Consider the following 26,243-nt stretch of genomic DNA (forward strand, 5'->3'; position numbering starts at 1 on the left):
AAGGTTCCAAAAATAATCATTTGAGTCTAAAAGGCTGCTTTTGATCTTAGCATGCTTAAGCATAGAATGTTTAAGAAAAAAAACGAGTGGTTTTTTATATATTTTAGTTAGTTTTAGTAGGGATATACTTAAAAAAATCTTAAATAAAAAACCGGATCATTTGATCCGGTTCTCTTATCACTTTACGATTAATCTTCTTTTTGTGCTTTATAAGCATAGGCATAGTTATAACCATAACCATAGCCTGCGCTAGCACGTTGAATGTCATTGAGAATAAAGCCGTTGACTTTAACACCCGCTTGTTCAAAGCGGTTAAGTGTTAATTCAAGCTCTTTTATTTGTGATTTAGCATAACGGGCAACAATTAAGTTTACACCTGTGTATTGCGAAATAATAATACCATCAGTTACTGCCAACACTGGCGGAGTATCAATAATGATATGGTCATATTGGCTTTGTAGCTGTTCAAGTAATTCTTTAAATTGGTTTGAGCTTAAAATCTCTGAAGGATTTGTTGGGCTCTTACCACGCGTAATCACATCAAGGTTTGCCACAGGAGTCTTATGCAAAACTTTTTGTAGATCAGCTTGTCCACTTAATAATTCAGAAAGACCTGGCTTAACATCAATATCAAAGTATTTATGCATATAACCACGACGCATATCGGCATCAATCAGTAATACACGTTTATCACCTTGTGCAAAAATTGTTGCAAGGTTAGTCGAAATAAATGATTTACCTACTTCTGGTGAAGGACCTGCGATCATAATGATGTTATTTTTCGCACTCGCTAATGCAAAGTGAATTGCAGTACGGATACTACGTAAGCTCTCAATTGCAATATCATCACTATTTTTAACAGCAAGAATAGGAATATTCTTTTTCTTCTTTAAAATTTTAACGCGACTTTCTTGAATTGGAGAGCGTGGTACAGTCGCATAAACGGGTAAATCCAATTCATTTTCAATTTGGCTAGAATCTTTAATTCCCGTACGTAACATATTACGTAATAAGGCAAATAATATACCAATAAACGCGCCAATAAATATTGATAAGATAAGAACTAGAAATTTTTGTGGTTTAATTGGAGCAATAGGTTCAACAGCTGTATCAACAATACGCACATTACCAATTTCTCCTGCTTTAGCAATACGAAGTTGTTGATAAGAGTTTAATAAAGCTGTATAGAGCTGAGTTTTAACTTCTACTTCACGATAGAGTTGCAAATATTGGCGTTGTACATCCGGTAATTGTTTTAAAGTATTATTCAATTCACCAATTTGTTTGTTAATAGCAGTAATCTGGCCATTAATTTCACGCATTGCTGGATGCTCTGCAGTATATTTAGATGCCATTTCAGCTTGTTTTTGTTCAAGCTCCGCTTTTCGAGTTTCTAAAGTAATACTTTGAGTTAGATACAACTCAGATTCTTTGGTTACATCAACTGTATTATATTGTTGACGGAACTTATTAAATTGACGTTCAGCATCGTCTAATTGCTTTTTTAAGTCAGGAAGTTGTTCATCCAGAAACTTTAAAGTTTGGGTTGTTTCTGTTGTTCTTCGCTCGATATTTTGTGCGCTATAAGCTGTTAAAATTGCATTTAAGACTTGTGTAATATGCTCTTTGTCTTGGCCTTGATAATTTAGACCAAGGATGCCTGTTTGTTTTCCTTTTTCAGCAACTGAATAATTTAAACTTATTGCATTTACTGCTGCGGGTAAGGAAAGATTTCTAATATTATAAGTTGCATCAAATTGATCTTTGGTAAAGATAGCAACTTTCCAAGTTCCATGAGGGCCTGAAACTTGGTTTAACTGATTAAGTGGTACAGTTAAAATGGTTTGTTCCGTGTTCGGGTCACTTAAACGTAAAGACTGTTTATCAAAATTTAGAAGTAAATTTTTATCTAAATAATATGGTGGAATTTCAAACTGGCGAATTTCAAATTTTTTTATTCCATCTTTAAAGGTAACAGATTTATTATATTCTGTTTTGTATTGAGGATTAGTCAATAAACGATGGGTTAAGGTATTTTCTTTACTAGAGACCTGAATATTCAGATGTAAATCTTTAATGACAGAGCCTAAAACCAAACGAGACTTCAGAATTTCAATTTCTGCTTGCGCGGGTGACTTTTGTTCCATCATGTTAGATAGATCACCCAATAATGCAGCAGAAGCTCCTTTGCTGTCTTCTACTTGAACCAAAGCATCAACTGAGTAAATATCTGGTGTTGCACGTAAATAGAGCAAAGCACATACCAAACTCAAAATAGTACATAAAGCAACAAGTTTCCATTGTGCGATCAATGAGAAAAACAATTCTTTTAAATCAATTGTATCTTCAGTATTAGTTTTTTGGTTCATAAGCTTAAAATCTAAACGTTAAAATGAGATTTCCAGTCAGCCGCGCATTGCTGAATGAGTTGGCAAGTTTCATCAAAAAAAGCTTGATCATGCTGGTAGGGGTCAGGCACATTTTTGTTTTGCCAGTGACCCAATCGATAGATTTTACCTTTTGCAAAGGGCCATGTTTGTTCAATATGTTTTTGTTGGTTATGACTCATAACCAAAATCAGATCAGCTTTTTTAAGATGTTCAGCACTAAGTTTGCGTGCAATATGTGGTTGCATATCAATACCTAAGCGTTGCATGCATAGCTGTGCTTTATTATCTGCCTGATGCCCTACGAGTCCTGATATACCAGCCGATTCAATATTTAACTGTGGATGTTGCTGTTTTAAGAGATACTCTGCCATAGGACTACGACAGATATTTCCTATACAAACTACGAGAATATTTTTAAAGTGCATATAAACTATTGTCCCAAACGATCAAAACTATAAATTGCATTTGAGAAAGGAACAATTTGATTAATAATACGTTGCCAACGAGTCAAGCCTGTAGCATCAACGTAGACAATATCATTACTGCGCAATTTAAATTGATTGGCTAAACCAAAGTCGCCAATACTCATTAAATTTAAATGGTAGAGTTCAGTTGTACGATCATTTGGATTGGTACGTAAAACATAAATACGGCTAGCGCTAGCAGATAATGGATTTATACCTAAACTTTCACCTAATGCATCAGTTAAAGTCATGCCTTGATCACGCATAGGAATTGCCTGATTTTTGCCAGCTTCGCCCATCACATAAATTTTCTGATTTTCTCGATTGCTTACATAAATCGTATCATTAGACTGTACCAATAGCTTATGTAATGAATAACCAGCTTTTTCTAAATCAATCGTATTTAAATTATAGGTTCGACCATTTCGAATAAGTTGAATGTACGTGTTGTCTCCAGATGTAGATACACCACCAGCCATACCAAGTGCTGTGTAAATACTTACAGGGTGATCACTTAAATAAAATTGTCCACCTTTAGTGACGTTACCTTGAACAGAGAAACGTTGACCTTCATAAGACAGTACACGTACGACCACATCTGGTGTTTTTAAAAATTGAGAATATTTATTACGTAATTCTCTATTAATTTGAGCTAATGTTTTTCCTGCAGCTTTGTACCGTTCAACTAAAGGTAGTTGAATATAACCATCCTGATCGATAGTGTAACCATTGACTTTCGGATCGGTAGAAGTATTGCCAGAAATTTCAGGATAAGCCCAAAGTTGAATGGATAATATATCACCTGCACTTAAACGATAAACAGGATTCTGATTTTTAAATAAGGTCGCATAGTCACGTTGATAGTCAACTTGAGCAGGTTGAATCGCTGGTAAAGTTTCTTGAGAAATTTTAACTACATTAACTGTAGTTCCGAGGTCTGTTTTATAAATACCTTCATTCGGAACATCGTAAGTTTGTAAACCAGAAGTTACTGCACAGCTGGCAGCACTCAAACTTAAGGCAAGAACAGAAAAAAACTGGCAATACTTCACACGCAACCCTTTGTGTATTTATCTTTAATTGATATTGTCCACTGCATAGTAACAAGTGTCTATTAAACGCAGAATGAATGGATTCTAGCCTAAAAAAAATGAAAAAACATAGAAAAAACGTATAGCTTTGTATGTTTAGTTTATCTACATACTTTATTTTTGCCAAAAAATAATTAATACCCTATTTTTTGATCACTAATTTATTTAGTTTTTAAGGCGAAAAGACATCGTATTGTAAACACTTTTATACAATTGCAATACGGAGAATAGAAAAAAACTGATATAGTTACGCTCGACGATATCCAGTTAACATGCAACATATATTTAATATATACAATCTTGTAAGGAAAAAGGCTAACTTTTATGCAACTTGCCGATTTAAGAATAGCGATTATAGGTTTAGGATATGTAGGCTTGCCATTGGCAGTTGAGTTTGGGAAAAAAGGATCAGTAATTGGGTTTGATATTAATCAGAGTCGTATTAATGAATTAAAGAGTGGTCAAGATCATACTCTAGAAGTTTCTCCAGAAGAACTTAAAAAATCAGAACAATTAAGTTTTAGTGCAAATTTAGATGATTTAAAAGAAAGTAATTTTTTTATCGTAACGGTTCCTACTCCTGTAGATCAGGTGAATCGTCCTGATTTAACCCCATTAAAAAAAGCAAGTGAAACTGTTGGATATGCTTTAAAGAAAGGCGATATTGTAGTTTATGAATCTACAGTATATCCAGGGGCAACTGAAGAAGTATGTATTCCAATATTAGAAAAGATATCTGGTCTTAAATTTAATCAAGATTTCTTTGCTGGTTATAGCCCTGAACGTATTAATCCAGGCGACAAAGTTAATACGCTAACCAAAATTAAAAAAATTACCAGTGGCAGTACACCAGAGGTAGCAAATACTGTAGATGCAGTATATGCCAGCATTATTACTGCTGGTACACATAAAGCATCTAGTATTAAAGTGGCTGAGGCCGCAAAAGTCATTGAAAACACGCAACGTGATTTAAATATTGCTTTAGTGAATGAGCTCTCTGTAATTTTTGATCGTATCGGTATCGACACTTTAGATGTCTTGGAAGCAGCAGGTAGTAAATGGAACTTTTTACCATTCCGTCCTGGTTTGGTAGGTGGACACTGTATTGGAGTTGACCCTTATTATTTGACTCATAAAGCAGAAGAAGTGGGTTATCATCCCCAAGTAATTCTTGCAGGCCGCCGTATTAATGACAACATGGCACGTTATGTGGCGCGTAACACCATTAAGCTTATGCTTCAAAATGGTATTGATGTACCGCGTGCAAAAGTTGGTGTACTTGGGGTGACGTTTAAAGAAAATTGTCCTGATATTCGTAATAGTAAAGTAGCTGATCTCATTAAAGAGTTAGAGTTTTGGGGAGCTCAGGTTGTAGTTGTGGATCCGTGGGCGGATGCTGATGAAGTTAGACATGAATATGGTATTGAACTTGGAAAGGTTGATGCTCAAAACCCTGTTGACAGTGTAATTGTTGCAGTAGGACATAATGAATTCCGTTCACTTTCTGCAAATGAGTTACGCAGTTATATGAATTGTGAAAAGCCAGTTTTAGCTGATGTTAAGAGTCTTTTTGACCGTACTGAAATGTCCGATGCAGGTTTTACTATATTCCGTCTCTAAGTTTATCTTATTATTAAATTGAAGTTTTGATCATGAAAAAATTTGCACTTATTGGTGCTGCTGGTTATATCGCACCACGTCATTTAAAAGCTATTAAAGAAACTGGTAATACCTTAGCTGTTGCTATGGACGTAAATGACTCAGTCGGGATTATGGATAGCCATTTTCCAGAAGCAGAGTTTTTTACCGAGTTTGAAGAATTTGAAGCTTATGTAGAAGACCAAAAACTAAAAGGTGAAAAGCTAGATTATGTGGCGATCTGCTCACCGAACTATCTTCATGCACCGCATATGAAATATGCTTTGAAAAATGGTATTGAGGTCATTTGCGAAAAACCATTAGTGCTTAATTCAGAAGACTTAAATATGCTTTCTGAATATGAAAAGCAATATGGTGCTAAAGTAAACTCAATTTTACAATTACGTTTACACCCTTCAATTATTGCGCTGCGCGATAAAGTTCAAGCTGCGCCAGCAGATAAGATATTTGATGTTGACCTTACCTATTTAACTTCTCGTGGTAAATGGTATCTAAAATCATGGAAAGGGGTAGACAATAAATCAGGTGGTGTAGCAACTAATATTGGTGTGCATTTCTACGATATGCTGCATTTTATTTTTGGCAAAATTATTAAAAATGAAGTGCATTTCCGCGATGAAAAAACCGCTTCAGGTTATTTGGAATATGAGCGTGCACGTGTACGTTGGTTCTTATCAATTGATGCGAATAACCTTCCAGAAAACGCGGTACAAGGTGAAAAGCTGACGTATCGTAGTATTACTATTGAGAATGAAGAGCTAGAATTTTCAGGTGGTTTTACCGATTTGCATACACAAAGTTATCAGCGTGTATTGGAAGGCAAAGGTTACGGTGTTGAAGAAAATCGTGCAGCGATTGAGACAGTTGAAGTAATTCGTGTTTCTCCAATTGTTGAAAACCCAGAAAACCCACATCCACTATTGGCAAAGGTGAAAAAAGCATGAGCTTTTATCAACATGAAACTGCCATAGTAGATGATGGCGCACAAATTGGTGATGATTCGCGTGTTTGGCATTTTGTTCATGTCTGCGGCGGAGCCAAAATTGGTAAAGGTGTATCTTTAGGTCAAAATGTATTTGTTGGTAACCGAGTTGTGATTGGCGACCACTGTAAAGTCCAAAATAATGTATCCGTTTACGATAATGTATTTTTGGAAGAGGGCGTATTTTGTGGCCCAAGCATGGTCTTTACGAATGTGTATAATCCGCGCTCTTTGATAGAGCGTAAAGATCAATATCGTGACACTTTAGTAAAAAAAGGTGCGACGCTAGGGGCAAACTGTACGATTGTTTGTGGTGTTACTATCGGGGCTTATGCTTTTGTTGGTGCTGGTGCTGTAGTTAATAAAGATGTACCTGCGTATGCACTTATGGTAGGTGTACCTGCTAAACAAATTGGCTGGATGAGTGAGTTTGGTGAGCAAATTGATTTGCCTTTGCAGGGACAAGCCCAAGCTATCTGTTCTCATACTGGAGCAGTTTATCAACTCGATGGAACGACACTGACAAAGCAGGGTTAATATGATTGACTTTATTGATTTAAAAGCACAACAAAATCGAATTAAAGATAAAATTGATGTGGGTATTCAAAATGTTTTGACTCATGGTCAATATATTTTAGGTCCAGAAGTAACCGAATTGGAAGAAAAGCTAGCTGCCTATGTGGGGGCTAAGCACTGCATTACTTGCGCAAATGGTACAGATGCCTTGCAAATTGCACAAATGGCTTTTGGCATTGGGCCTAGTGATGAAGTGATTACTCCGGGTTTTACTTATATTGCTACTGCTGAAACAGTTGCACTCTTAGGTGCAAAGCCTGTCTATGTGGATGTAAATCCGAAGACATATAATTTAGACGTTGAAAAACTAGAGGTAGCAATTACCCCTAGGACTAAGGCTATTATTCCTGTAAGTTTATATGGTCAGTGTGCAGACTTTGATGCAATCAATGCGATTGCTGCAAAATATGGCATTCCTGTAATTGAGGACGCTGCGCAAAGTTTTGGTGCAACCTATAAAGGCCGTAAAAGCTGTAACCTAAGTACAGTTGCTTGTACGAGCTTCTTCCCAAGTAAGCCATTAGGTTGCTATGGAGATGGTGGTGCTATTTTTACCAATGATGATGAACTAGCTAAAGTGATTCGTCAGATTGCAAGGCATGGTCAAGATAAGCGTTACCACCATATTCGTGTGGGTGTGAACAGTCGTTTAGATACCTTACAAGCAGCTATTTTGTTACCAAAATTAGAAATTTTGGATGACGAAATGCAAGCACGTCAAAGAGTAGCAGAGCTCTATAATCAACTATTTGATGAAGCAGGTATTAATACCACCCCATTTATTGAGTCATATAATACTAGTGCATGGGCGCAATACACGATTCAGGTAGATGGCCGTGCAGAAGTTCAAGAAAAACTAAAAGCTCAAGGTATTCCTACAGCTGTGCATTATCCAATTCCTTTGAATAAACAGCCGGCTGTGGCTGATGTAGGTGTAATGCTTCCAGTCGGTGATGCGATTGCGGAAAGAGTGATGAGTTTGCCTATGCATCCTTATTTGAGTATAGATGCGCAGAAAAAAATTATTACAGCATTAGGGTAAAATAATGAGAAAAATGCTTGTTATTGGAGATGGAGATTCGGTTTTTGTTAAGGACTTCATTAACCAATACCATAAAGAAGGAGTGATCGTAGACCTGATTTCTTATGGAAAAAGTGGTAAAAATGATGCTGTTAGGCTACAAAAGAATTTTCAGATTAAATTAGGTTTTAACTTTTCTGCACTTAAAAACTTTTTTGAGTTTAGAAATAATATTATTGATAAAATGGATGATGACTATGATGTCGTCGTCATTCATTTTGTTTATTTCTTTTTAGCTCCTCATATATTTAAAATAAAAAATAAAACTAAAAAAATTGTAGCAGTAATATGGGGAAGTGACTTTTATAGAGTCACTTCAAAAGTGAAAATATTTTTACAAGACATTATTTATAAAAATGCAGATAATATTGTTTTTACAAATCCAAAAACTAAAGAACTTTTTTCTGAAAAGAAAAAATATATTAAAACAAAGCTAAATGTCGCTAGATTTGGTTTGCCAGTATTGGATGAAATTGATAATTTAAGACGAGATGATTATGGTCAGTTTTGTAATAGCTTTGGTTTGCCGATAGATAAAATAAAAATTATGGTAGGCTATAATGCTAATCTTGCACACCAGCAATTGTTAATTCTTAATCAAATTATTCTATTTAATGAAAGTATATTAGAAAAAATTCATTTAATTTTTCCAATGGGCTATGGAAATAATGAAAGTAGGGTTTTGATAGAAGAAATTTTGAAAAAAAATAAAAATATTCAATATTCAATATTGGAAAAATTCTACAATTTTAACGAAGCTGCAAAGTTGAGATTGGTCACTGATATTTTAATTAATATTCAACCTACAGATCAATTTAGTGGTTCAATGCAAGAAACCTTATATGCAGGAGGATGGGTACTAACAGGAAATTGGCTTCCTTATGATGCTTTATTACAATTTGAACCTAAAATGGTTCTAATTAATGAAAAGGAGGAGGTTGGTAAGGCTTTAGCCGATTTAATAGAAAGTAATTGTAAAAGTTCTTTAGAAAATACTGAATCTATAAAAGCATATATTAGAAATGAATCAAGTTGGGAAAAGAATTTCTCTACTTGGTATGACATTACTTTTAAAGATTAATTGTAGAAGAATATGGATACCAAAAAGTTAATAGGCTATGCAGTTGGTCCAATAGGTTCCAGTATTTTAGGCTTTATAACTTTGCCAATTATCACATGGTTTTATTCAGTTGAAGATGTTGGCCGAGTTTCAATGCTTCAAGTTTTTACTAGTTTTTTTATTTTATTGTTTTGCTTAGGCTTAGATCAGGCTTATGTAAGAGAGTTTCATAGCACAAAAGAAAAAGCACAGTTGTTTAAAACCACATTATTACCAGGATTGTTATTAAGTGTTTTATCCTTAATAGTAGTTTTATCTTACGATTCTACTATTATTGCTTTATGGTTATATGATATTCCTGATACGTATTTAAGTATAATAACTATTATTTGTTTTGTTATTGCTCTTGTTTCAAGGTTTCTATCTTTAATTATTCGTATGCAAGAAAGAGCATTAGCTTTTTCGATGAGTCAATTGCTCCCTAAGATATTATTTTTATTTTTTATTCTTTTTACGGTTTGGCTACAGTTTTCTCGCGATACATACAACTTGCTTACTGCAAATGCATTATCAATAGTTTTTGCTTTCTTAATTTTTTCATGGAATACAAGAACTGATTTAATTGCCACTTTTAAATATAAAATTGAAAACGGGCAGTTAAGAAAAGTGCTTGCTTTTGGATTGCCTCTAGTTGTAGGTGGTTTAGCTGCATGGGGACTAAATGTAATGGATAAGCTCTTTTTAAGAGCTATGTCTAATTATACAGAGCTAGGTATCTACTCAGTTGCAATGAGTATTGCTGCAGTTGCAGCTATACTCTCCGGTATTTTTAATACAATTTGGTCACCTATGGTGTTTAAATGGGAAAGTGAAAATTCAGTAGACCTAAAAAAAATAGATAATATTTCTGAAATTATATTGGTAATTATTTATTTTCTAATTGTATTGTCTGGATTATTTTCTTGGATTATTCCTTATCTACTCCCTAAACAATATTCAATTATTCAGTTTTTAGTTACTACGTGTTTACTTGGCCCTTTGTTTTACACTCTTTCAGAGACTACAGCTGTAGGTATTGCCCTAACTCGAAAAACTAAATTATCAATGTTGGCATCGGTTGGAGCAATGTTAATTAATCTTTTAGGAAATTATTTATTGGTGCCGAAGTATGGTGCTATAGGCGCTACAGCTTCAACTGCTTTTGCATTTTGGTGTTTTTTTATTTTAAGGACAGAATTCTCAAAATTAGTATGGCGTAAGATTCCAGTCTTAAAAAGTTATACAGTTGTCACTATTTTAATGGTTTCTTCAATATATAGCATGTTTTGTTTAAAAGAAAATTATCTAGTATTTCTTTTAATGTGGTTTTTGTTGTTTATAGGTGGTTTCTTTATTTTTTTTAATACACTTAAGAAATTTTTAGTGCAAATTAAACAAGGTTTTTAATATGAAAATTTTAACAGTATTAGGTGCAAGACCTCAATTTATTAAAGCAGCAGCTTTTTCTAGAGTTATAGCTGATTATGATGGACTGCAGGAAGTGATTGTGCATACTGGTCAACATTATGATCAAAATATGTCCGATATTTTTTTTGAAGAAATGGGTATTCCTTTACCTAAGTATAAATTACAAACTGGTGGAAAAACCCATGGAGCGATGACTGGTCAGCAATTAGAGAAAATTGAAGAAATCTTATTGGAAGAAAAACCTGATTTAGTATTAGTTTATGGTGATACAAATTCTACTTTAGCCGGTGCTTTATCAGCTGTAAAACTTCATGTTCCTATTGCGCATATTGAAGCTGGTTTACGTTCTTTTAACAGAAAAATGCCAGAAGAAATTAATAGAATTTTAACTGATCAAGTGAGTGATTGTTTGTTTGTTCCAAGTTTAGGAGCAAAAAATAATTTATTACATGAAGGTGTGGATGAGAATAAAATTTTTATAGTAGGGGATATTATGTATGATGTATCACTTTATTATAAAGAAAGAATGGTAAAACCAAATTGGTTTGATGCACTTAATTTAAATAATTTTATATTATGTACAATTCATCGTGCAGAAAATACTGATGATGAGCTTAAACTTTTAAATATATTTAAAGGATTAGGTTCTTCCAATAAAAATATAATATTACCTTTGCATCCTAGAACTGTTAATAAAATTAAAGAGCATAATATTATTGTGCCAAATAATATTAGGATTGTAGACCCTGTGGGCTATCTTGAAATGGTATGGTTAGAAGTAAATAGCGATCTTATTGTTACAGATTCTGGGGGCGTGCAAAAAGAAGCATATTTTCATAGTAAATATTGTATCACTTTACGTGAAGAAACCGAATGGGTAGAATTGGTAGAACATGGATTTAATAAATTAGTTGGTTATGATGCCGAACTTATTGTTGATGGAATTAATGCCTCGGATTCCCAAAAAATAGAAAGCTCGGGCATTTATGGAGATGGGAAAACTGCTAAAAAAATACTAGATATTATTGTATCTACTTTTAACCATCAATAAAATTAGCAATAGGCAATTCAGGCATGAAAATTTTAATCGCTGCGCATGATATCGCTCCTTTAGATTTAATTTCTTCACAAAGAATAAATCATTTTATCGATTTTTTTTCAGAAAAGGGTTATCAAGTTGATGTGCTTACATCAAAAAAACGGGAAATAGATGGACCCATTAAAGATTTTGATAAATATCAAGAATTAAAAGAAAAAGCTAATTTTATTGAGATACCAAGTACTTTGATTAATAAGGAATTACCTGTTATTCAAGAAAAAAAGGGAATTATTGGCAGTAAAAATAATAAAAAGAGGGAGTTTTTAAAAAAAATTAAAGCTATTCTAGTGAAGTTTACTGGGCAATTGTTAGATTATCGAACTTTATGGGCCTATAATTCAATCCAATATTTAAAAACCTCTAATGTTCAATATGATGTATTGATTACATCTAGTTTACCCCCATGTGTAAATTGGCTAGGTTGGTATATCAAGTCTCAAAATAAAGATTGTCTATGGATAGCAGATTTTAGAGATTTATGGACACTTAATCATTTAGTAGAATATAATTTTTTTTCAAAAAGAATTGATAGTTTCTTTGAGAAAAAATTTCTTTCAAAAGCAGATGTAATTACTACAGTTTCAAATGATTTATCTGAGCAAATGAAAAACTTTCATAAAAAGAATGTACTCATTGTTCGAAATGGTTTTGTTCCCACAGAATTTTCTTCTATTGTAAAAAATGAAGTTTTTTTTCAAGATAAAACTAAAATACATGTTGTATATGCGGGAAATATTTATAAGGGTAGAAGAGATCCAACTGAGCTTTTATTATTAATTAATAAATCAAATTTAACTGATAAAGTTAATCTTCATTTTTTTGGACATTATTTGGCTAATTTAGAGGAGATTGTTAAAGCAAATAATGCTGAAAAATATTGCTCATTTCACGCTCCATTGCCACGTAATGAAATGTTAGGTGTTTTAAAGGCAAGTAATTTTAATTTATTTTTAGAATCTGCTGAACCAGATGCAAAAGGCGTAATGCCCGGGAAAATATTTGAATTAATTGGATTAGGTAACCCAATAATAACCATTGGGCCCAGAGAAGATTTTGAATCTGTACAATTGATAAAGAGTTCAGGATTATTTGTTGATTTACTAGATTTTATTGAAACATTGAAAATGAACGAAATGTATTTTTCTAATTCCAAAGATCAAGCTTTTCTAGAAAAAATTGCTGGTAGAGATGAGCAGGTCAATAAAATTCATCAATTTATCGAGCAAAAGCGTTTGAGTAAAATAGGTACTTAAATGGAAAAATTTTCTAAAATTTTCCTAATACTAGGAATTTTTACTACACCTTTTTACATATTTTCCAGTGGAAGCCTGCAGCCTTCGCACTTTTTCTTACTTTTATTTGTCTTTTTTTTCTTAATATATAAGAAAGGCTTTTATGTTGATCGTAAATTATTTTTATTAACGATGCCTTTTTTTGTATACGTGCTTATAGTGAATTTAGTATATTCATTATATTATCAAGATACAAGTTTTTTTAGTTATCCTTTAAATTTAACTTTTGATTTATTAATAATGTTCTCATTAGTTTCTTTTTTAAATAATGAAAATATTAATCTAGTAAAAAAAATTCCATATTTTGTTTTTTTAATTTTAATTATGTTGTTTTTGTTGTGGTTTTTTGGTTTCGGTGAGTATAAGTTTTACCCTCGCTATAATGGTTATTTTAATGATCCAAACCAAATGGCCTTCTTTGTTTTATGTGTTACTACGATAGCATGCCTATATATAAAAAATATCTATTTATTTTCTTTGACTTTGTTTTTTGCACTTGCATTAATACTTTTTACTCAATCTCGCTCTGCTATTTTGGGGGTTTTTATGCTGGTTTCTAGTTTATTATTTTTGTATTGGCGTGGAAATAAAAACTCAGTTTTAGTTTTTATGAGCTTGGTGCTTGTTGTGTCTTTAGTTTTAATGATTTCTTCTGAGTATTTATTACATATTAGTTATATTCAATCTGTTGTTGAGAGATTTTCTGAAGCTGATATCGGCGAGCAGTCGGACGTACGCGGCTATACACGTATTCTTAACTTTAAAGAATATCTACTATTTGGTGCTGGGCAAGGGTTGGATATGAGATTTAACTCTCCGGTTGAAATTCATTCAACTTGGGCAGGTATCTTTTTTTATTACGGTATAATTGGTATATCTTTATTCTTGTTTTTTTTAATAAATATTTTTAAAAATTTAAATATTTATCAAAAAATACTATTTTTAGTGCCCTTAATGTATAGTTTCTCAACTTTTGGTGCTCGAACAGTAATTTTCTGGATTTTATTAGCTTGTTTTTATCAGATGTCTCTACTGAATAAATATAAAAAGGGGGCAATGTAATGCAGATTGTTTTAATAGGTACCGTAGCTAGTAGCTTTTATGGCTTTCGGGCAGACTTAATTCGCGAATTACACAAAAAAGGTCATATTGTATATGCCTTTACTTCAGAATATTCAGAATCTGATTTACGGAAGATAAAAAGTTTAGGTGCTATTCCTGTAACCTATGATTTAAATAGAGGTGGGCTAAATCCATTAGCAGATATTAAAGCAACGTATGTGCTCGCAAAAAAAATTAAGGAAATTTCGCCAAATATAGTATTTTCTTATTTTACTAAACCTGTAATTTTTGGAACCTTGGCTGCTAAATGGGCTAAAGTGCCTAAAATTATTGGTATGCTAGAAGGATTGGGTTATACATTCACTGATCAACCTGAAGGTTTATCACCTAAAACTAAACTTATACGTAATCTTCAGATATTTTTATATAGAATTGCTTTTCCTTATCTAGATCAGCTTATTTTTCTTAATCCCGATGATCCCGTGGACCTTTTAGAAAAATATAACCTTCATGTAAAAGCAGTTAATATTTTAGGTGGAATTGGTTTAAATTTAGAAAATTATCCTTTTAGACCTATTTCTAAAGTACCAGTCAATCTTAAATTCTTATTTATAGGCCGTTTATTAAAAGAGAAGGGTATTCATGATTTTATTGCAGCTATTAAGCTGGTAAAACAAAAATATTCTAATACTACATTTACTGTATTAGGTGCTGTTGATAAAAGTAATTTAGGAGCTTTATCTGAAGATGAAGTTAGTAATTTAAAACAAGTTGGAATAATTGAATATCCTGGACATGTTAACAATATTCAGGAGTGGATTGTAAAAAGTGATGTTTTTGTTTTGCCATCTTATCGTGAAGGTGTGCCAAGAAGCACACAAGAGGCGATGGCAATCGGACGAGCAGTAATTACTACTGATGTACCAGGCTGTCGCGAAACAGTTATAGATGGAGTTAATGGTTTTATTGTACCTCGATGGAACCCTGAAAAGTTAGCTGAGAAAATGATTTACTTCATTGAACATCCTGAAAAAATCCAAGTAATGGGTGAAGCTAGTCATAAAATAGCAATCGAAAAATTTGATGCTAATAAAGTGAATCAGAAACTGATGGATATCTTAGGACTATAAAATGTTAAAACGTTTTGTGGATATTATTATTGCAACTATTGCCTTAATTCTACTCTCACCATTATATTTCTATGTTGCTTATAAGGTAAAAAAGAATTTAGGTTCTCCAGTCTTGTTTCGCCAAGTTCGTCCAGGTTTAAATGGTGAGCCATTTGAAATGATTAAGTTTCGAACAATGAAAGATGCGACAGATGCACAGGGTAATCCTTTACCTGATAGTGAGCGTCTAACGCCATTTGGTAAAATGCTTCGTTCAAGCAGTTTGGATGAAATGCCTGAGCTTTGGAACGTGATTAAAGGTGATATGAGTATTGTAGGTCCAAGACCTTTACTGATGGAATACTTGCCGCTTTATAATAAAGAACAGGCGAAGCGTCATGATCTACGTCCAGGAATGACTGGTCATGCTCAGGTTAATGGGCGTAATGCAATTAGTTGGGATGAAAAATTTAAACTCGATACATGGTACGTGGAAAACAGATCGCTTTGGTTAGATTTTAAAATTATGCTACAAACCATAAAAAAAGTAATCGCTAAAGATGATATTAATGAAGCTGGCGAGGCGACTATGACGAAATTTACAGGTTCAAAGTCGGAAGCAGATAAATGAACAACCAAGTCTATGCTATTTATGGTGCTTCGGGTTGTGGCCGTAGTTTGATGCCTGTTGCAAGACAACAGCTTCAACGTCATGGTATTGCGGCTGAGATTTATTTTATTGATGATAGTTTACAAGAAGAAAAGGTAGTAAATGGCCATAGAGCTTTAAACTATCAATCTTTTAAATCAATAGATTGCTCTTATAAATACGTCTTAATTGCGATTGCAAATAGTCAGATTCGTGAAAAAATCGCAAATCGGTTGATTGCTGATGGTATTAAACTTTGGTCTGTACAAGCTGATAACACAGTAATCATGGATAATGTTGAAATGAGTGAAGGTGCAGCCTTAAGTCCTTTCGTTTCAATTACATCAAACATAAAAATTGGTAAATGTTTTCATGCTAATTTATACAGCTATGTTGAGCATGACTGTGTGATTGGCGACTATGTAACTTTTGCACCAGGTGTTAAATGTAATGGCAACATTCATATTGAAGATCATGCCTACATTGGTGCTGGAGCATCCATAAAGCAAGGGACACCCGATAAACCTTTAGTGATTGGTAAGGGTGCTATTGTTGGTATGGGTGCAGTAGTAACTAAAAGTGTACCAGCAGGTGTAACTGTTGTCGGTAACCCTGCAAGAATTTTAGAAAGAAAGTAAGACATATTTAAATAGGAAATAAAAATGTTAAATACTGCATTTGAACCATGGCCAAGTTTTACAACAGAAGAAGCTGACGCAGTCAAAAATGTATTACTATCAAATAAAGTAAATTATTGGACTGGACAAGAATGTAGAATTTTTGAAAAGGAATTTGCTGAGTTTTCTGGTACAAAATATGCGGTAGCTTTGGCAAATGGAACTGTTGCGTTGGATGTTGCATTAAAAGCTTTAGACATTGGTGCCGGCGATGATGTTATTGTGACGTCCCGTACTTTTCTTGCTTCAGCAAGTTCCATTGTAACTGCAGGTGCTAATCCTGTTTTTGCCGATGTAGAATTAGATTCTCAGAATATTTCACGACGTACTATCGAAGCTGTCATTACACCAAATACGAAAGCGATAATTTGTGTACATTTAGCAGGTTGGATGTGCGATATGGATCCGATTATGCAACTTGCCGCTGAGCATGGTCTATATGTAATTGAGGATTGTGCACAGGCCCATGGTGCAAAATATAAAGGTAAAGCAGCAGGTTCAATCGGACATATTTCCGCTTGGTCTTTTTGCCAAGATAAAATTATGACAACTGGTGGTGAAGGCGGTATGGTCACCACCAATGATGAGACACTTTGGAAAAAAATGTGGTCATACAAAGACCATGGTAAAAGCTACGATAGTATTTATAATAAACAACATCCTCCAGGTTTCCGCTGGTTGCATGATTCATTTGGTACTAACTGGCGTATGATGGAAATGCAAGCAGTTATTGGCCGAATTCAGTTAACACGTATGACTGAATGGACACAAAAGCGTACTGAAAATGCAGGAAAGATTTTAAAAGCGTTTGAAGATTCCCCTTACTTTAATGTTCACATTCCTTCAGATGATTATGTCCATGCACATTATAAATGCTATGTCCAAGTGAATTTAGAGACGTTACCAGAAGGTTGGTCACGTGATCGTATAATGCAAGAAATTAATGCTCAAGATGTGCCTTGCTTTAGTGGCTCTTGTTCGGAAGTTTATTTAGAACACGCTTTCGATGGTACCTCATGGCGTCCAGAAAAACGTTTGGAAAATGCACAGCAATTAGGTGATACAAGCTTGATGTTTTTGGTGCATCCGACTTTAAGTCAAGAAAGTATAGAAAAAACAGTTAGTGCAATTAATACGGTTAGTAAAGCTATACAATCATAAAAAATGTGAAGCTATTCACATAGCTTTATTTTGAATTATGATCTGATTTAAAGTTATGTAACCGCTGCGTAAAATTTATTTCTAGTTATACAAGAAGTAAGTATAAATATCGCACGGTTACTAGAACGATTAGAAGAGTATTGTGAAAAAGATTATTTATCAGTTTGCGTCTGCCCCAAGACTCACCAAACAATGTTTTTTGGTTCTTATAGACCTTTTTGCGTTTCCTGTTATTTTGTGGTTATGTTATGCCATTCGACTGTTTGATTTAGGTGCTGAAGTTATCCCAGGCATTAACTATGGAGTAGCCATTGTTACGATCATTGCTATTTTAAGTTTAATGGTAACAGGGGTATATCGCTTCATTGTTCGTACTTTTAACGAAGCCTTTATTGCAAAATTAGCGCTTGCTGTTGCTCTGATGGTAATTGTTTTATATAGCCTAAATGCATTCTCAGCAGCGTTTGTTCCGACGTCAATTCCTTTGATGTTTGGCTTTTTAATGTTTGGTTGGGTTTGGTGCAGCCGTGCATTCATTCGTTTTATTGTAAAAGCTTCATTACAAACTGGTGAAGAACCTAAGCGCATAGCAATTTATGGTGCTGGTGATGCTGGTCAGCAAATTGCAGCTGTGCTTTACCGTTCTGGCAACCATTTACCTGTATTTTTCATTGATGATAACAGTTCTTTGCAAGACCATATGGTTGGCGGTTTAAAAGTACTATCTTTAGAGAAAGCGTTACAACGTTTTGGAAAATATAGAACAGATGAGATTTTACTAGCATTACCTTCCGTTGGGCGTGTACGTAAAAGTGAAATTATCCAACAGTTAGAACCTGCACATCTTAAAATTACTGAACTTCCTGGCCTTACTCAGTTGGTTGATGGTGAGCTAAAAGTTGCTGATATTCGTGAAGTAGACATTGTTGATTTATTGGGACGTGACCCAGTACCCCCTGTAGATCATTTACTTGCAAAAAATATTCATAATAAAATTGTGATGGTAACTGGTGCCGGTGGTTCAATTGGCTCGGAGTTGTGTCGACAAATTATTAAAAATCAGCCTAAAATGTTGATTATTTATGAAATTACCGAATTTGCGCTTTACAGTATTGATAGAGAATTACGTCTAACCGCTCAATGTGAAATTGTTCCAATTTTAGGTACTGTTCAGGATCAACAAAAATTAGAGCGTATTATTGAGCAATACAGCGTACAAACTGTTTATCATGCCGCGGCTTATAAACATGTACCTTTAGTAGAATGTAATCCAATTGCAGGATTAAAGAATAATGCGATTGGTACAGCGAATAGTTTAAATGCAGCTGTGAAAAAAGGTGTGGAGACGTTTGTTCTCATCTCGACTGATAAAGCTGTACGTCCAACCAATGTTATGGGCGCCTCAAAACGCATGGCCGAACTTTATTGTCAAGCTATGGCTGAAGCTCAAAAGCAAACTCAAATTAGTATTGTACGTTTTGGTAATGTATTAGGATCTTCGGGTTCTGTAGTGCCGTTATTTAAACATCAGATCGCAAAAGGTGGTCCGATTACTGTGACTCACCCTGATGTAACGCGCTACTTCATGACTATTCCTGAAGCATCTCAGTTGGTTATTCAAGCTGGTGCGTTAGGCAAAGGTGGAGATGTCTTTTTACTTGATATGGGTGAGCCTGTTCGTATTCAGGATTTAGCTCGACAAATGATTTCTTTAAGTGGCTTAACTGTTCGTGAAAAAGACTCAGTTCAAGGGGATATCGAAATTCACTATAGTGGATTACGCCCAGGAGAAAAACTTTACGAAGAATTATTAATTGATCAAGAAAATACTGAATATACCGAGCACAGTAGAATTCTTCGATCATTTGAAAAATTCTACCCACTCACTGAAATTCAAGAAGTTTTTGATCGAGTTAATAATATGACTGCTGTTCAAAAAGATATTGATTGGGCTCTTTGTCAACTCGAACACTATGTTGATGGTTATAAACGTAGTAAAGATATTATGGTTAATTAGAGAGTGAATGTGTGATTAAAAAGGCAGTTTTACCTGTAGCTGGATTAGGTACACGTTTTTTACCAGCAAGTAAGTCAATTCCCAAAGAAATGGTTACAGTGGTTGATCGTCCTGCAATTGAATATGTAGTGCGTGAAGCTGTAGAGGCTGGAATTGAGCAAATTATTTTGGTAACTCATTCATCTAAGGCATCAATTGAAAATTATTTTGATCGAAACTTTGAACTAGAAACGACTCTAGAGCAAAAGAAAAAGTTCGATTTACTTGAAGAAATTACGCAGATTATTCCATCTCATGTAAGTGTGGTAAGTGTAAGACAACCCCAACCTTTGGGGTTGGGGCATGCTGTTTTATGTGCAAAAAGTATTGTTGGACAAGATGATTTTGCTGTGTTGTTGCCAGATGTGTTGGTTCAAGATAACTCAGGAAAAAACGATTTATCGCGTATGATTTCACGCTATGAATCGAGTCAAGCTGCTCAAATCATGGTTGAGGCAGTACCAGACCATCTTGTAGATCAGTATGGAATTGTTGATGTAAAGCAGAGCCCAAATGAGGGTGAAAGTATTGCTATGCAGGGAATTATCGAAAAGCCTGCGATAGGTTCTGCACCTTCTAATTTATCTGTGGTGGGCCGTTATATTTTACCTGCTAAGATTATGCAGCTTTTAGAAAATACTCCGAAAGGCGCGGGCAATGAAATTCAGTTAACTGATGCAATTGCGATGCTTCAAGAAACAGATACTGTTGAAGCCTATCGGATGCAAGGCCAAACTTTTGACTGTGGCAGTAAGCTCGGTTATTTGAAAGCTGTACTACACTATGGGGTTGCACACCCTAAGTTAGGATTGGAATTTAAACAGCTGATTCAAGAACTTAAATTATAAAGTTTTGTAGTTCTGCTTAAGTATTTGTAAAAACTACTGAAGATAGTAGCTGGGCAGTATATTCTCTTCCTGTAATGGGAAGAGAAATCTATAAAATACGAAAAAATCAGGTGTGCAATGAAAATCGCAGTATTTGGAACAACGTTACATGCCGGTGTGATGGCAGCGTTATTAGCTGAATATGGTAATCAAATTTACTGGTGTACAAGTGTCACCTGTGAAGAAAATATTTCTGTACTTTCGTATCAAGATCAAGACGTAAATAATTATTTAAATAAGCAGCGAAAAGCGGGTTTTTTAAAAGAGAGCCCTTTTTCTCAGATTCCTTTAGATATTGAAGTTTATTTATTCTGTTTTAGTCCAACACAAATTGAACTTGCATTAAAAACAGTTGAGAAGTTGAGCGAACGACCTATTGTTCATCCGCGATTAATGATTAATGGCTCTACTTTTGGTTTGCATGGTACAGAGAAATTAAAACAGCATTTACCAAAAGATGAGTGGGTTTATTTTCCTGATGTGATTCAGGAAGGTAATGCTATCAACAGTGTATTAAATGTAAAACATGTCATTGTTGGTGTTGAATCTAGGGATGCAAGTGAAACCATGCAAGAGTTATTGCGCCCTTTTTTCCAATTTAGTTATCAATATTTATTTATGCCGATTTTAGATGCTGAGTTCACCAAACTGAGTATTTCAGGCATGTTGGCTACCCGCATTAGTTATATGAATGACTTGGCTATGGTGGCTGAAAAGTTAGGTATTGATATTGCGAATGTAAAGCATGGTATCGCTGCTGACACACGTATTGGTGCTGCATATTTATCGCCGGGTGTCGGATTTGGCGGTGAGAACTTTTCGCATGATATTTTAACACTTTCGAGTACTGTGTCTGAGACTGGAACAAAAAGTCGACTTTTGGAACAGGTTTGGGCGATTAATGAGCAGCAGAAAGAAATTTTATTTCGTAAGTTATGGAATTATTATCACTGTAGCCTAAATGGTAAAACAGTTGCGATTTGGGGAGCTTCTTTTAAAGAAAATACTTCGAATATACATAACTCACCGATTCATATTTTATTAGCCGCATTATGGGCACAGGGGGTAATAGTACGTCTGCATGACCCTCAAGCTTTAGATGAAATAGCTGTAACTTATGGGCATCGTGAAGATTTAATTTTATGTACGGACCAATATGAGGCGGTACGGGATTCTCATGCGCTATGCCTAGTCACGGCATGGAAGCAATATTGGAGTCCTGACTTTAAGCAACTACAACAGTTAATGAAGCATCCTTTAATTTTAGATGGACGTAATATTTATGATCCTGCGTATGTAAAGGCAAAAGGTTTTGCTTATGAAGGAGTAGGGCGCTTATGAGTAAATCAATTGAGCAATTTCCAAAGGAATTAGCTTCACCTTTAGCTCATCTTCAAACTCTAGGTGAAAAAAACTCAAAATTACATATAAAAGAGTTATTTGCTTTAGAGCCAGATCGTTTTCAAAATTATTCTGTAAAATTTGATCAATTATTTTTTGATTATAGTAAGCACCGCTTAACCAAAGATATTTTGGGACAATTAGTAGCTCTTGCAAATACTAAAAATTTAACCGAATGGATTAATCGCCTTTTTTCACAAAATAAAATTAACTGCACTGAGCAACGTGAGGCAATGCATTGGGCACTACGTTTGCCCGTTGACTATTCGAAGTTTGCAGATTTAACAGAGCAAGTTCATAGCCAGTTACAACGCATGTATACCTTAGTGGAAAAAATCCATGCAGGGCAATATCGGGGTTCAACTGGTGAGGTGATTCAAGATGTTGTTAATATTGGGGTGGGGGGGTCTGATTTAGGACCACAAATGGTCACGCATGCTTTATCTGATTTTAAGGTAAAAACGGCTAAACCTTTGAATATTCACTTTGTGTCTACGATGGATGGTAGTCAGTTATCTGAGTTACTCCATCAACTTCGTCCTGAAACAACTTTGTTTATTATTTCATCTAAATCTTTTGGTACGATTGATACCTTATCAAATGCACAAACAGTTCGTCAGTGGCTTGAAAAGGCATTAGGAACACATGCTCGTGTATTAAAAAGTCACTTTATTGGTGTATCTACAAAATCTGACAAAATGTCTGAATGGGGAATTGCGCCTGAAAACCAGTTACTACTGTGGGACTGGGTAGGTGGGCGTTATTCTCTATGGTCTTGTATCGGTTTACCTATTGCTTTGACGATTGGTGTGGAAGGCTTCCAGCAACTTTTAGCAGGTGCTCATGCCGTCGATGAGCATTTTCAAAATACGAGTTTTGATCAAAACATTCCGGTTTTGATGGCATTATTAGGAATCTGGAATAATAACTTTTTAAATATTCAGACCCATGCAGTATTACCCTATGATGGGCGATTAAAATATTTTGCAGCTTATTTGCAACAACTAGAAATGGAGTCTAACGGTAAGTCGGTGCAACGTAATGGTTTAAAAGTTGAGCTTGATACTTGCCCTATTATATGGGGCGAGGTTGGTCCCAATGCCCAGCATGCTTTCTATCAGTTGTTACATCAAGGTTCACAAGCAGTAAGCTGTGATTTTATTGCGCCAATTCAACGTTATAATTCAGATCATTTTACCTATGTTGAAAATGCAGAAGCTCTCGTTGAACAACATCATCTTGCACTTTCAAACTGTTTAGCGCAATCAAGATTATTAGCCTTTGGTAATGAAGCTCTAGACTCAGCTGAATTAGAGAATTTACCAATTTATAAGCAATATGAAGGTAATCAACCCAGTTCTACATTATTATTGAAAGAATTAAACCCCTACAGTTTAGGAATGTTGATTGCTTTATACGAGCATAAAGTCTTTGTGCAGTCTGTGATCTGGAATATTAATCCATTTGATCAGTGGGGAGTTGAGAAAGGTAAGCAGATTGCTGATCAGTTACTTCCGATTTTAAACGGTGTTCAAAATGATCTTTCAACACTTGATGCATCAACGCGCGGATTAATTAAAATATTGTTAGGAAAAGTAGATGGCTAAAATCCTAGTCACTGGTGGCGCAGGTTATATTGGTTCACATACTTGTGTTGAGCTTTTACAGGCTGGTCATGAAGTTATCGTTTTTGATAATCTTTCGAATAGTTCAGAAGAATCTTTAAATAGAGTTCAAGATATCGCCCAAAAAAGTTTAACTTTTATACATGGTGATATTCGTAATGCAGATGAACTTGATCGTGTTTTCGAAAATCATTCAATTGATGCTGTTATTCATTTCGCAGGTTTAAAAGCAGTAGGTGAAAGCCAAGAAAAACCGCTGATTTATTTTGATAATAATATTGCGGGTAGTATTCAACTGGTTAACTCGATGAAAAAGGCTGGTGTTTATGCACTTGTATTTAGCTCTTCTGCAACAGTATATGACGAGGCTAATATATCGCCATTAAATGAAGACATGCCAACAGGTATACCGAGTAATAACTATGGTTACACTAAGTTGATTGTTGAGCAATTATTGCAAAAGTTGTCGGCTTCTAATCCAGAGTGGTCAATCGCATTACTTCGTTATTTTAATCCAGTAGGTGCACATAAGAGTGGACGTATTGGTGAAGATCCACAAGGTATTCCAAATAATTTAATGCCTTATGTGACTCAAGTTGCTGTTGGCCGCCGTGAGAAGCTGTCTATTTATGGTAATGACTATGACACGGTAGATGGTACTGGTGTGCGTGACTATATTCATGTGGTTGACTTAGCGAATGCACATTTGTGTGCTTTAAATAACCGTTTACAGTCGAAAGGTTGCCGAGCATGGAATATCGGTACAGGTAATGGTTCATCTGTTTTGCAAGTCAAAGATACCTTTGAACAAGTTAATGGCATACCCGTAGCCTTTGAGTTTGTAGCACGTCGAGCTGGCGATGTTGCAACATCTTTTGCAGACAATAGCCGTGCAGTTGCTGAGTTAGATTGGCAACCGCAATATGGCTTAGAAGATATGCTCAAAGATAGTTGGAATTGGCAGAAGCAGAATCCTAATGGATATAATTAAATACTAATAAAAAAAGGAGCTTATTGCTCCTTTTTTTATTATGAATTAGTTCTGAATCAACCCAGTCAATTCATCTACATAATGTTGCATTGGCTGAGCTTGGCGATCTGCACGGCTTTCAATGTTAAGACGTAGCAAAGGTTCAGTATTTGAAGCGCGTACATTAAAGCGCCATGCACCAAAGTCTAGACTTACACCATCGGTACGGTCAATTTCTGGGTTTTGCTCGGCATAGAAATCGAAAATCTTTTGAATAGTGATTTGTGTATCAGCCACTTTAAAGTTGATTTCACCACTACAAGGAAACTTGGTAATCATATTTTCAACGAGCGTTGAAAGAGATTTTCCTGTTTCAGAGAGTAGGGCAACAGTGAGTAACCAAGGAATCATGCCGCTGTCGCAGTAAGCAAAGTCACGGAAATAGTGATGTGCACTCATTTCTCCGCCATATACGGCATTGTGTTCACGCATCACGTCTTTAATGAATGCATGACCAGATTTTGACTGTACAGCAACACCTTTATATTCATCTACGATATCAAATGTGTTCCAGACTAAACGCGGGTCATGCACAATTTTCTCGCCTGATTGCTTAATCAAGAAAGCTTGAGCCAATAGACCAACAATATAGTAGCCTTCAATGAACTGTCCCTTTTCATCAAATAAGAAACAGCGGTCAAAGTCACCGTCCCAGGCAATTCCCATATCTGCTTTATGCTCAATTACAGCATGTCGAGTGCTGTCACGGTTTTCAATTAAAATTGGGTTAGGAATTCCGTTTGGGAAAGTACCATCTGCTTCATGGTGAATTTTAATAAATTCAATTGGTACGTTAAGCGCTTTAAATTTTTCTTCAATGGCATCAATCACATGACCAGCAGCCCCATTACCCGCGTTTACCACTAACTTAAGTGGGCGGATTTTTGCTGGTTCAATGTAGGTGATTAAGTGATCAACGAACTCAGGTAAAATGTTATAACTTTGAGTTGTGCCTTTTTGACTAACTTCTTCAAAGTTATTGGTTTCTGCTAAAGCCTGAATTTCTTTTAAACCAGTATCTGCACTAATTGGACGAGCATTTTCTCGAACTAATTTCATGCCGTTATAGTCCATTGGATTATGGCTAGCAGTAACTTCGATACCACCCTGCACATCTAAGTGGAAAGCAGCGAAGTAAACTTCTTCGGTACCCGTCATGCCCAAATCAAGAACATTCACACCCGCATCATTTAAACCACGGATGGTCGCTTGTTTTAAATCTTCACTGCTTAGACGAATATCACAACCTACAACTACAGTCTTTGGTTTATAGATTTGCCCGTAAGCGCGGCCAATTTTATAAGCGATTTCTTCATTCAATTCGGTGCCGAGTTTGCCTCGGATATCATAAGCTTTAAAACACGTTAAAGTAGTCATTATTCAGTTCAATACAAATGAATTAAGTTTTGAGCATTATTATACATT

Annotated in this window: 22 protein-coding genes; 18 read left to right on the forward strand and 4 right to left on the reverse strand. The window is 35.0% G+C overall.

What is annotated here, in order from left to right:
* Nucleotides 1-188: 188 nt before the first annotated feature.
* Genes AC1PJP_RS09095 through AC1PJP_RS09105 form a run of 3 tightly spaced genes read right to left on the reverse strand, consistent with a single transcriptional unit; the run spans nucleotide 189 to nucleotide 3,906 of the window.
* Nucleotides 189-2,369 (reverse strand): polysaccharide biosynthesis tyrosine autokinase, encoded by a 2,181-nt coding sequence (locus tag AC1PJP_RS09095; protein WP_479766846.1) that lies wholly within the window; start codon nucleotides 2,367-2,369, stop codon nucleotides 189-191.
* Nucleotides 2,370-2,380: 11 nt separating this feature from the next.
* Entirely contained in the window at nucleotides 2,381-2,815 is a 435-nt protein-coding gene (locus AC1PJP_RS09100) for a low molecular weight protein-tyrosine-phosphatase (protein WP_479766847.1), read from the reverse strand.
* 5 nt (nucleotides 2,816-2,820) lie between these two features.
* A complete protein-coding gene (locus AC1PJP_RS09105; protein ID WP_479766848.1) occupies nucleotides 2,821-3,906 on the reverse strand; it encodes a polysaccharide biosynthesis/export family protein in 1,086 nt (361 codons plus the stop codon).
* A 363-nt stretch (nucleotides 3,907-4,269) separates the two neighbouring features.
* Between AC1PJP_RS09105 and tviB the strand changes: the two genes are divergently transcribed.
* From tviB to galE, 18 genes are all read left to right on the forward strand, one after another.
* Nucleotides 4,270-5,565, forward strand: a complete 1,296-nt coding sequence (tviB, locus tag AC1PJP_RS09110; RefSeq protein WP_479766849.1) for a Vi polysaccharide biosynthesis UDP-N-acetylglucosamine C-6 dehydrogenase TviB — start codon at nucleotides 4,270-4,272, stop codon at nucleotides 5,563-5,565.
* A gap of 32 nt (nucleotides 5,566-5,597) precedes the next feature.
* Nucleotides 5,598-6,548, forward strand: a complete 951-nt coding sequence (locus tag AC1PJP_RS09115; RefSeq protein WP_013199264.1) for a Gfo/Idh/MocA family protein — start codon at nucleotides 5,598-5,600, stop codon at nucleotides 6,546-6,548.
* Nucleotides 6,545-7,123: a UDP-2-acetamido-3-amino-2,3-dideoxy-D-glucuronate N-acetyltransferase gene (gene wbpD, locus AC1PJP_RS09120; protein WP_151828241.1), complete on the forward strand. Its 579-nt coding sequence runs from the start codon at nucleotides 6,545-6,547 to the stop codon at nucleotides 7,121-7,123. Before AC1PJP_RS09115 ends, wbpD begins: the two co-directional genes overlap by 4 nt.
* 1 nt (nucleotide 7,124) lies before the next feature.
* Nucleotides 7,125-8,204, forward strand: a complete 1,080-nt coding sequence (locus tag AC1PJP_RS09125) for a DegT/DnrJ/EryC1/StrS family aminotransferase (protein ID WP_479766850.1) — start codon at nucleotides 7,125-7,127, stop codon at nucleotides 8,202-8,204.
* 4 nt (nucleotides 8,205-8,208) lie between these two features.
* Nucleotides 8,209-9,324 carry a glycosyltransferase gene (locus tag AC1PJP_RS09130; RefSeq protein ID WP_479766851.1) on the forward strand — a complete coding sequence of 372 codons (1,116 nt, stop codon included), beginning with the start codon at nucleotides 8,209-8,211 and terminating at the stop codon, nucleotides 9,322-9,324.
* Nucleotides 9,325-9,336: 12 nt separating this feature from the next.
* Nucleotides 9,337-10,749, forward strand: a complete 1,413-nt coding sequence (locus AC1PJP_RS09135) for an oligosaccharide flippase family protein (RefSeq protein WP_479766852.1) — start codon at nucleotides 9,337-9,339, stop codon at nucleotides 10,747-10,749.
* A 1-nt stretch (nucleotide 10,750) separates the two neighbouring features.
* Entirely contained in the window at nucleotides 10,751-11,821 is a 1,071-nt protein-coding gene (gene wecB, locus AC1PJP_RS09140) for a non-hydrolyzing UDP-N-acetylglucosamine 2-epimerase (protein WP_479766853.1), read from the forward strand.
* 23 nt (nucleotides 11,822-11,844) lie between these two features.
* Complete coding sequence (locus tag AC1PJP_RS09145) at nucleotides 11,845-13,122, forward strand: glycosyltransferase family protein (protein WP_479766854.1); 1,278 nt, start codon at nucleotides 11,845-11,847, stop codon at nucleotides 13,120-13,122.
* Nucleotides 13,123-14,223: an O-antigen ligase family protein gene (locus tag AC1PJP_RS09150; RefSeq protein WP_479766855.1), complete on the forward strand. Its 1,101-nt coding sequence runs from the start codon at nucleotides 13,123-13,125 to the stop codon at nucleotides 14,221-14,223. It abuts the gene before it with no gap.
* The gene (locus tag AC1PJP_RS09155; RefSeq protein WP_479766856.1) at nucleotides 14,223-15,353 is read left to right on the forward strand and encodes a glycosyltransferase family 4 protein; all 1,131 of its coding nucleotides are present in this window, start codon (nucleotides 14,223-14,225) and stop codon (nucleotides 15,351-15,353) included. The genes AC1PJP_RS09150 and AC1PJP_RS09155 overlap by 1 nt, the downstream gene beginning before the upstream one ends.
* Nucleotide 15,354: 1 nt before the next feature.
* Entirely contained in the window at nucleotides 15,355-15,963 is a 609-nt protein-coding gene (locus AC1PJP_RS09160; protein ID WP_479766857.1) for a sugar transferase, read from the forward strand.
* A complete protein-coding gene (locus AC1PJP_RS09165) occupies nucleotides 15,960-16,619 on the forward strand; it encodes an acetyltransferase (RefSeq protein WP_479766858.1) in 660 nt (219 codons plus the stop codon). The genes AC1PJP_RS09160 and AC1PJP_RS09165 overlap by 4 nt, the downstream gene beginning before the upstream one ends.
* Nucleotides 16,620-16,643: 24 nt before the next feature.
* Nucleotides 16,644-17,819, forward strand: a complete 1,176-nt coding sequence (locus tag AC1PJP_RS09170) for a DegT/DnrJ/EryC1/StrS family aminotransferase (protein ID WP_479766859.1) — start codon at nucleotides 16,644-16,646, stop codon at nucleotides 17,817-17,819.
* A gap of 142 nt (nucleotides 17,820-17,961) precedes the next feature.
* A complete protein-coding gene (locus AC1PJP_RS09175) occupies nucleotides 17,962-19,836 on the forward strand; it encodes a polysaccharide biosynthesis protein (protein WP_416707995.1) in 1,875 nt (624 codons plus the stop codon).
* Between the two features lie 11 nt (nucleotides 19,837-19,847).
* The gene (galU, locus tag AC1PJP_RS09180) at nucleotides 19,848-20,723 is read left to right on the forward strand and encodes a UTP--glucose-1-phosphate uridylyltransferase GalU (RefSeq protein ID WP_111856301.1); all 876 of its coding nucleotides are present in this window, start codon (nucleotides 19,848-19,850) and stop codon (nucleotides 20,721-20,723) included.
* Nucleotides 20,724-20,840: 117 nt separating this feature from the next.
* Complete coding sequence (locus AC1PJP_RS09185) at nucleotides 20,841-22,103, forward strand: nucleotide sugar dehydrogenase (protein WP_416718178.1); 1,263 nt, start codon at nucleotides 20,841-20,843, stop codon at nucleotides 22,101-22,103.
* On the forward strand, nucleotides 22,100-23,770 hold the full coding sequence (gene pgi, locus AC1PJP_RS09190; protein ID WP_479766860.1) for a glucose-6-phosphate isomerase: 1,671 nt from the start codon (nucleotides 22,100-22,102) through the stop codon (nucleotides 23,768-23,770). The genes AC1PJP_RS09185 and pgi overlap by 4 nt, the downstream gene beginning before the upstream one ends.
* On the forward strand, nucleotides 23,763-24,779 hold the full coding sequence (galE, locus tag AC1PJP_RS09195) for a UDP-glucose 4-epimerase GalE (protein WP_479766861.1): 1,017 nt from the start codon (nucleotides 23,763-23,765) through the stop codon (nucleotides 24,777-24,779). The genes pgi and galE overlap by 8 nt, the downstream gene beginning before the upstream one ends.
* Before the next feature lie 45 nt (nucleotides 24,780-24,824).
* On the opposite strand, the gene AC1PJP_RS09200 is transcribed toward galE, so the two are convergent.
* The gene (locus AC1PJP_RS09200) at nucleotides 24,825-26,195 is read right to left on the reverse strand and encodes a phosphohexomutase domain-containing protein (protein WP_479766862.1); all 1,371 of its coding nucleotides are present in this window, start codon (nucleotides 26,193-26,195) and stop codon (nucleotides 24,825-24,827) included.
* Nucleotides 26,196-26,243: the final 48 nt, after the last annotated feature.

It is taken from the genome of Acinetobacter sp. V116_7 (genome assembly GCF_056735735.1).

Bases quoted from the DNA above. Each gene is read 5' to 3' on its own strand.
- AC1PJP_RS09115 (WP_013199264.1), top strand. From the start codon at position 5,598: ATGAAAAAATTTGCACTTATTGGTGCTGCTGGTTATATCGCACCACGT.
- AC1PJP_RS09150 (WP_479766855.1), top strand. From the start codon at position 13,123: ATGGAAAAATTTTCTAAAATTTTCCTAATACTAGGAATTTTTACTACA.
- AC1PJP_RS09185 (WP_416718178.1), top strand. From the start codon at position 20,841: ATGAAAATCGCAGTATTTGGAACAACGTTACATGCCGGTGTGATGGCA.
- AC1PJP_RS09125 (WP_479766850.1), top strand. From the start codon at position 7,125: ATGATTGACTTTATTGATTTAAAAGCACAACAAAATCGAATTAAAGAT.
- AC1PJP_RS09170 (WP_479766859.1), top strand. From the start codon at position 16,644: ATGTTAAATACTGCATTTGAACCATGGCCAAGTTTTACAACAGAAGAA.
- AC1PJP_RS09135 (WP_479766852.1), top strand. From the start codon at position 9,337: ATGGATACCAAAAAGTTAATAGGCTATGCAGTTGGTCCAATAGGTTCC.
- AC1PJP_RS09130 (WP_479766851.1), top strand. From the start codon at position 8,209: ATGAGAAAAATGCTTGTTATTGGAGATGGAGATTCGGTTTTTGTTAAG.
- wecB (WP_479766853.1), top strand. From the start codon at position 10,751: ATGAAAATTTTAACAGTATTAGGTGCAAGACCTCAATTTATTAAAGCA.
- tviB (WP_479766849.1), top strand. From the start codon at position 4,270: ATGCAACTTGCCGATTTAAGAATAGCGATTATAGGTTTAGGATATGTA.
- AC1PJP_RS09095 (WP_479766846.1), bottom strand. From the start codon at position 2,369: ATGAACCAAAAAACTAATACTGAAGATACAATTGATTTAAAAGAATTG.
- pgi (WP_479766860.1), top strand. From the start codon at position 22,100: ATGAGTAAATCAATTGAGCAATTTCCAAAGGAATTAGCTTCACCTTTA.
- galE (WP_479766861.1), top strand. From the start codon at position 23,763: ATGGCTAAAATCCTAGTCACTGGTGGCGCAGGTTATATTGGTTCACAT.
- AC1PJP_RS09145 (WP_479766854.1), top strand. From the start codon at position 11,845: ATGAAAATTTTAATCGCTGCGCATGATATCGCTCCTTTAGATTTAATT.
- wbpD (WP_151828241.1), top strand. From the start codon at position 6,545: ATGAGCTTTTATCAACATGAAACTGCCATAGTAGATGATGGCGCACAA.
- AC1PJP_RS09160 (WP_479766857.1), top strand. From the start codon at position 15,355: ATGTTAAAACGTTTTGTGGATATTATTATTGCAACTATTGCCTTAATT.
- AC1PJP_RS09165 (WP_479766858.1), top strand. From the start codon at position 15,960: ATGAACAACCAAGTCTATGCTATTTATGGTGCTTCGGGTTGTGGCCGT.
- AC1PJP_RS09200 (WP_479766862.1), bottom strand. From the start codon at position 26,195: ATGACTACTTTAACGTGTTTTAAAGCTTATGATATCCGAGGCAAACTC.
- AC1PJP_RS09155 (WP_479766856.1), top strand. From the start codon at position 14,223: ATGCAGATTGTTTTAATAGGTACCGTAGCTAGTAGCTTTTATGGCTTT.
- AC1PJP_RS09100 (WP_479766847.1), bottom strand. From the start codon at position 2,815: ATGCACTTTAAAAATATTCTCGTAGTTTGTATAGGAAATATCTGTCGT.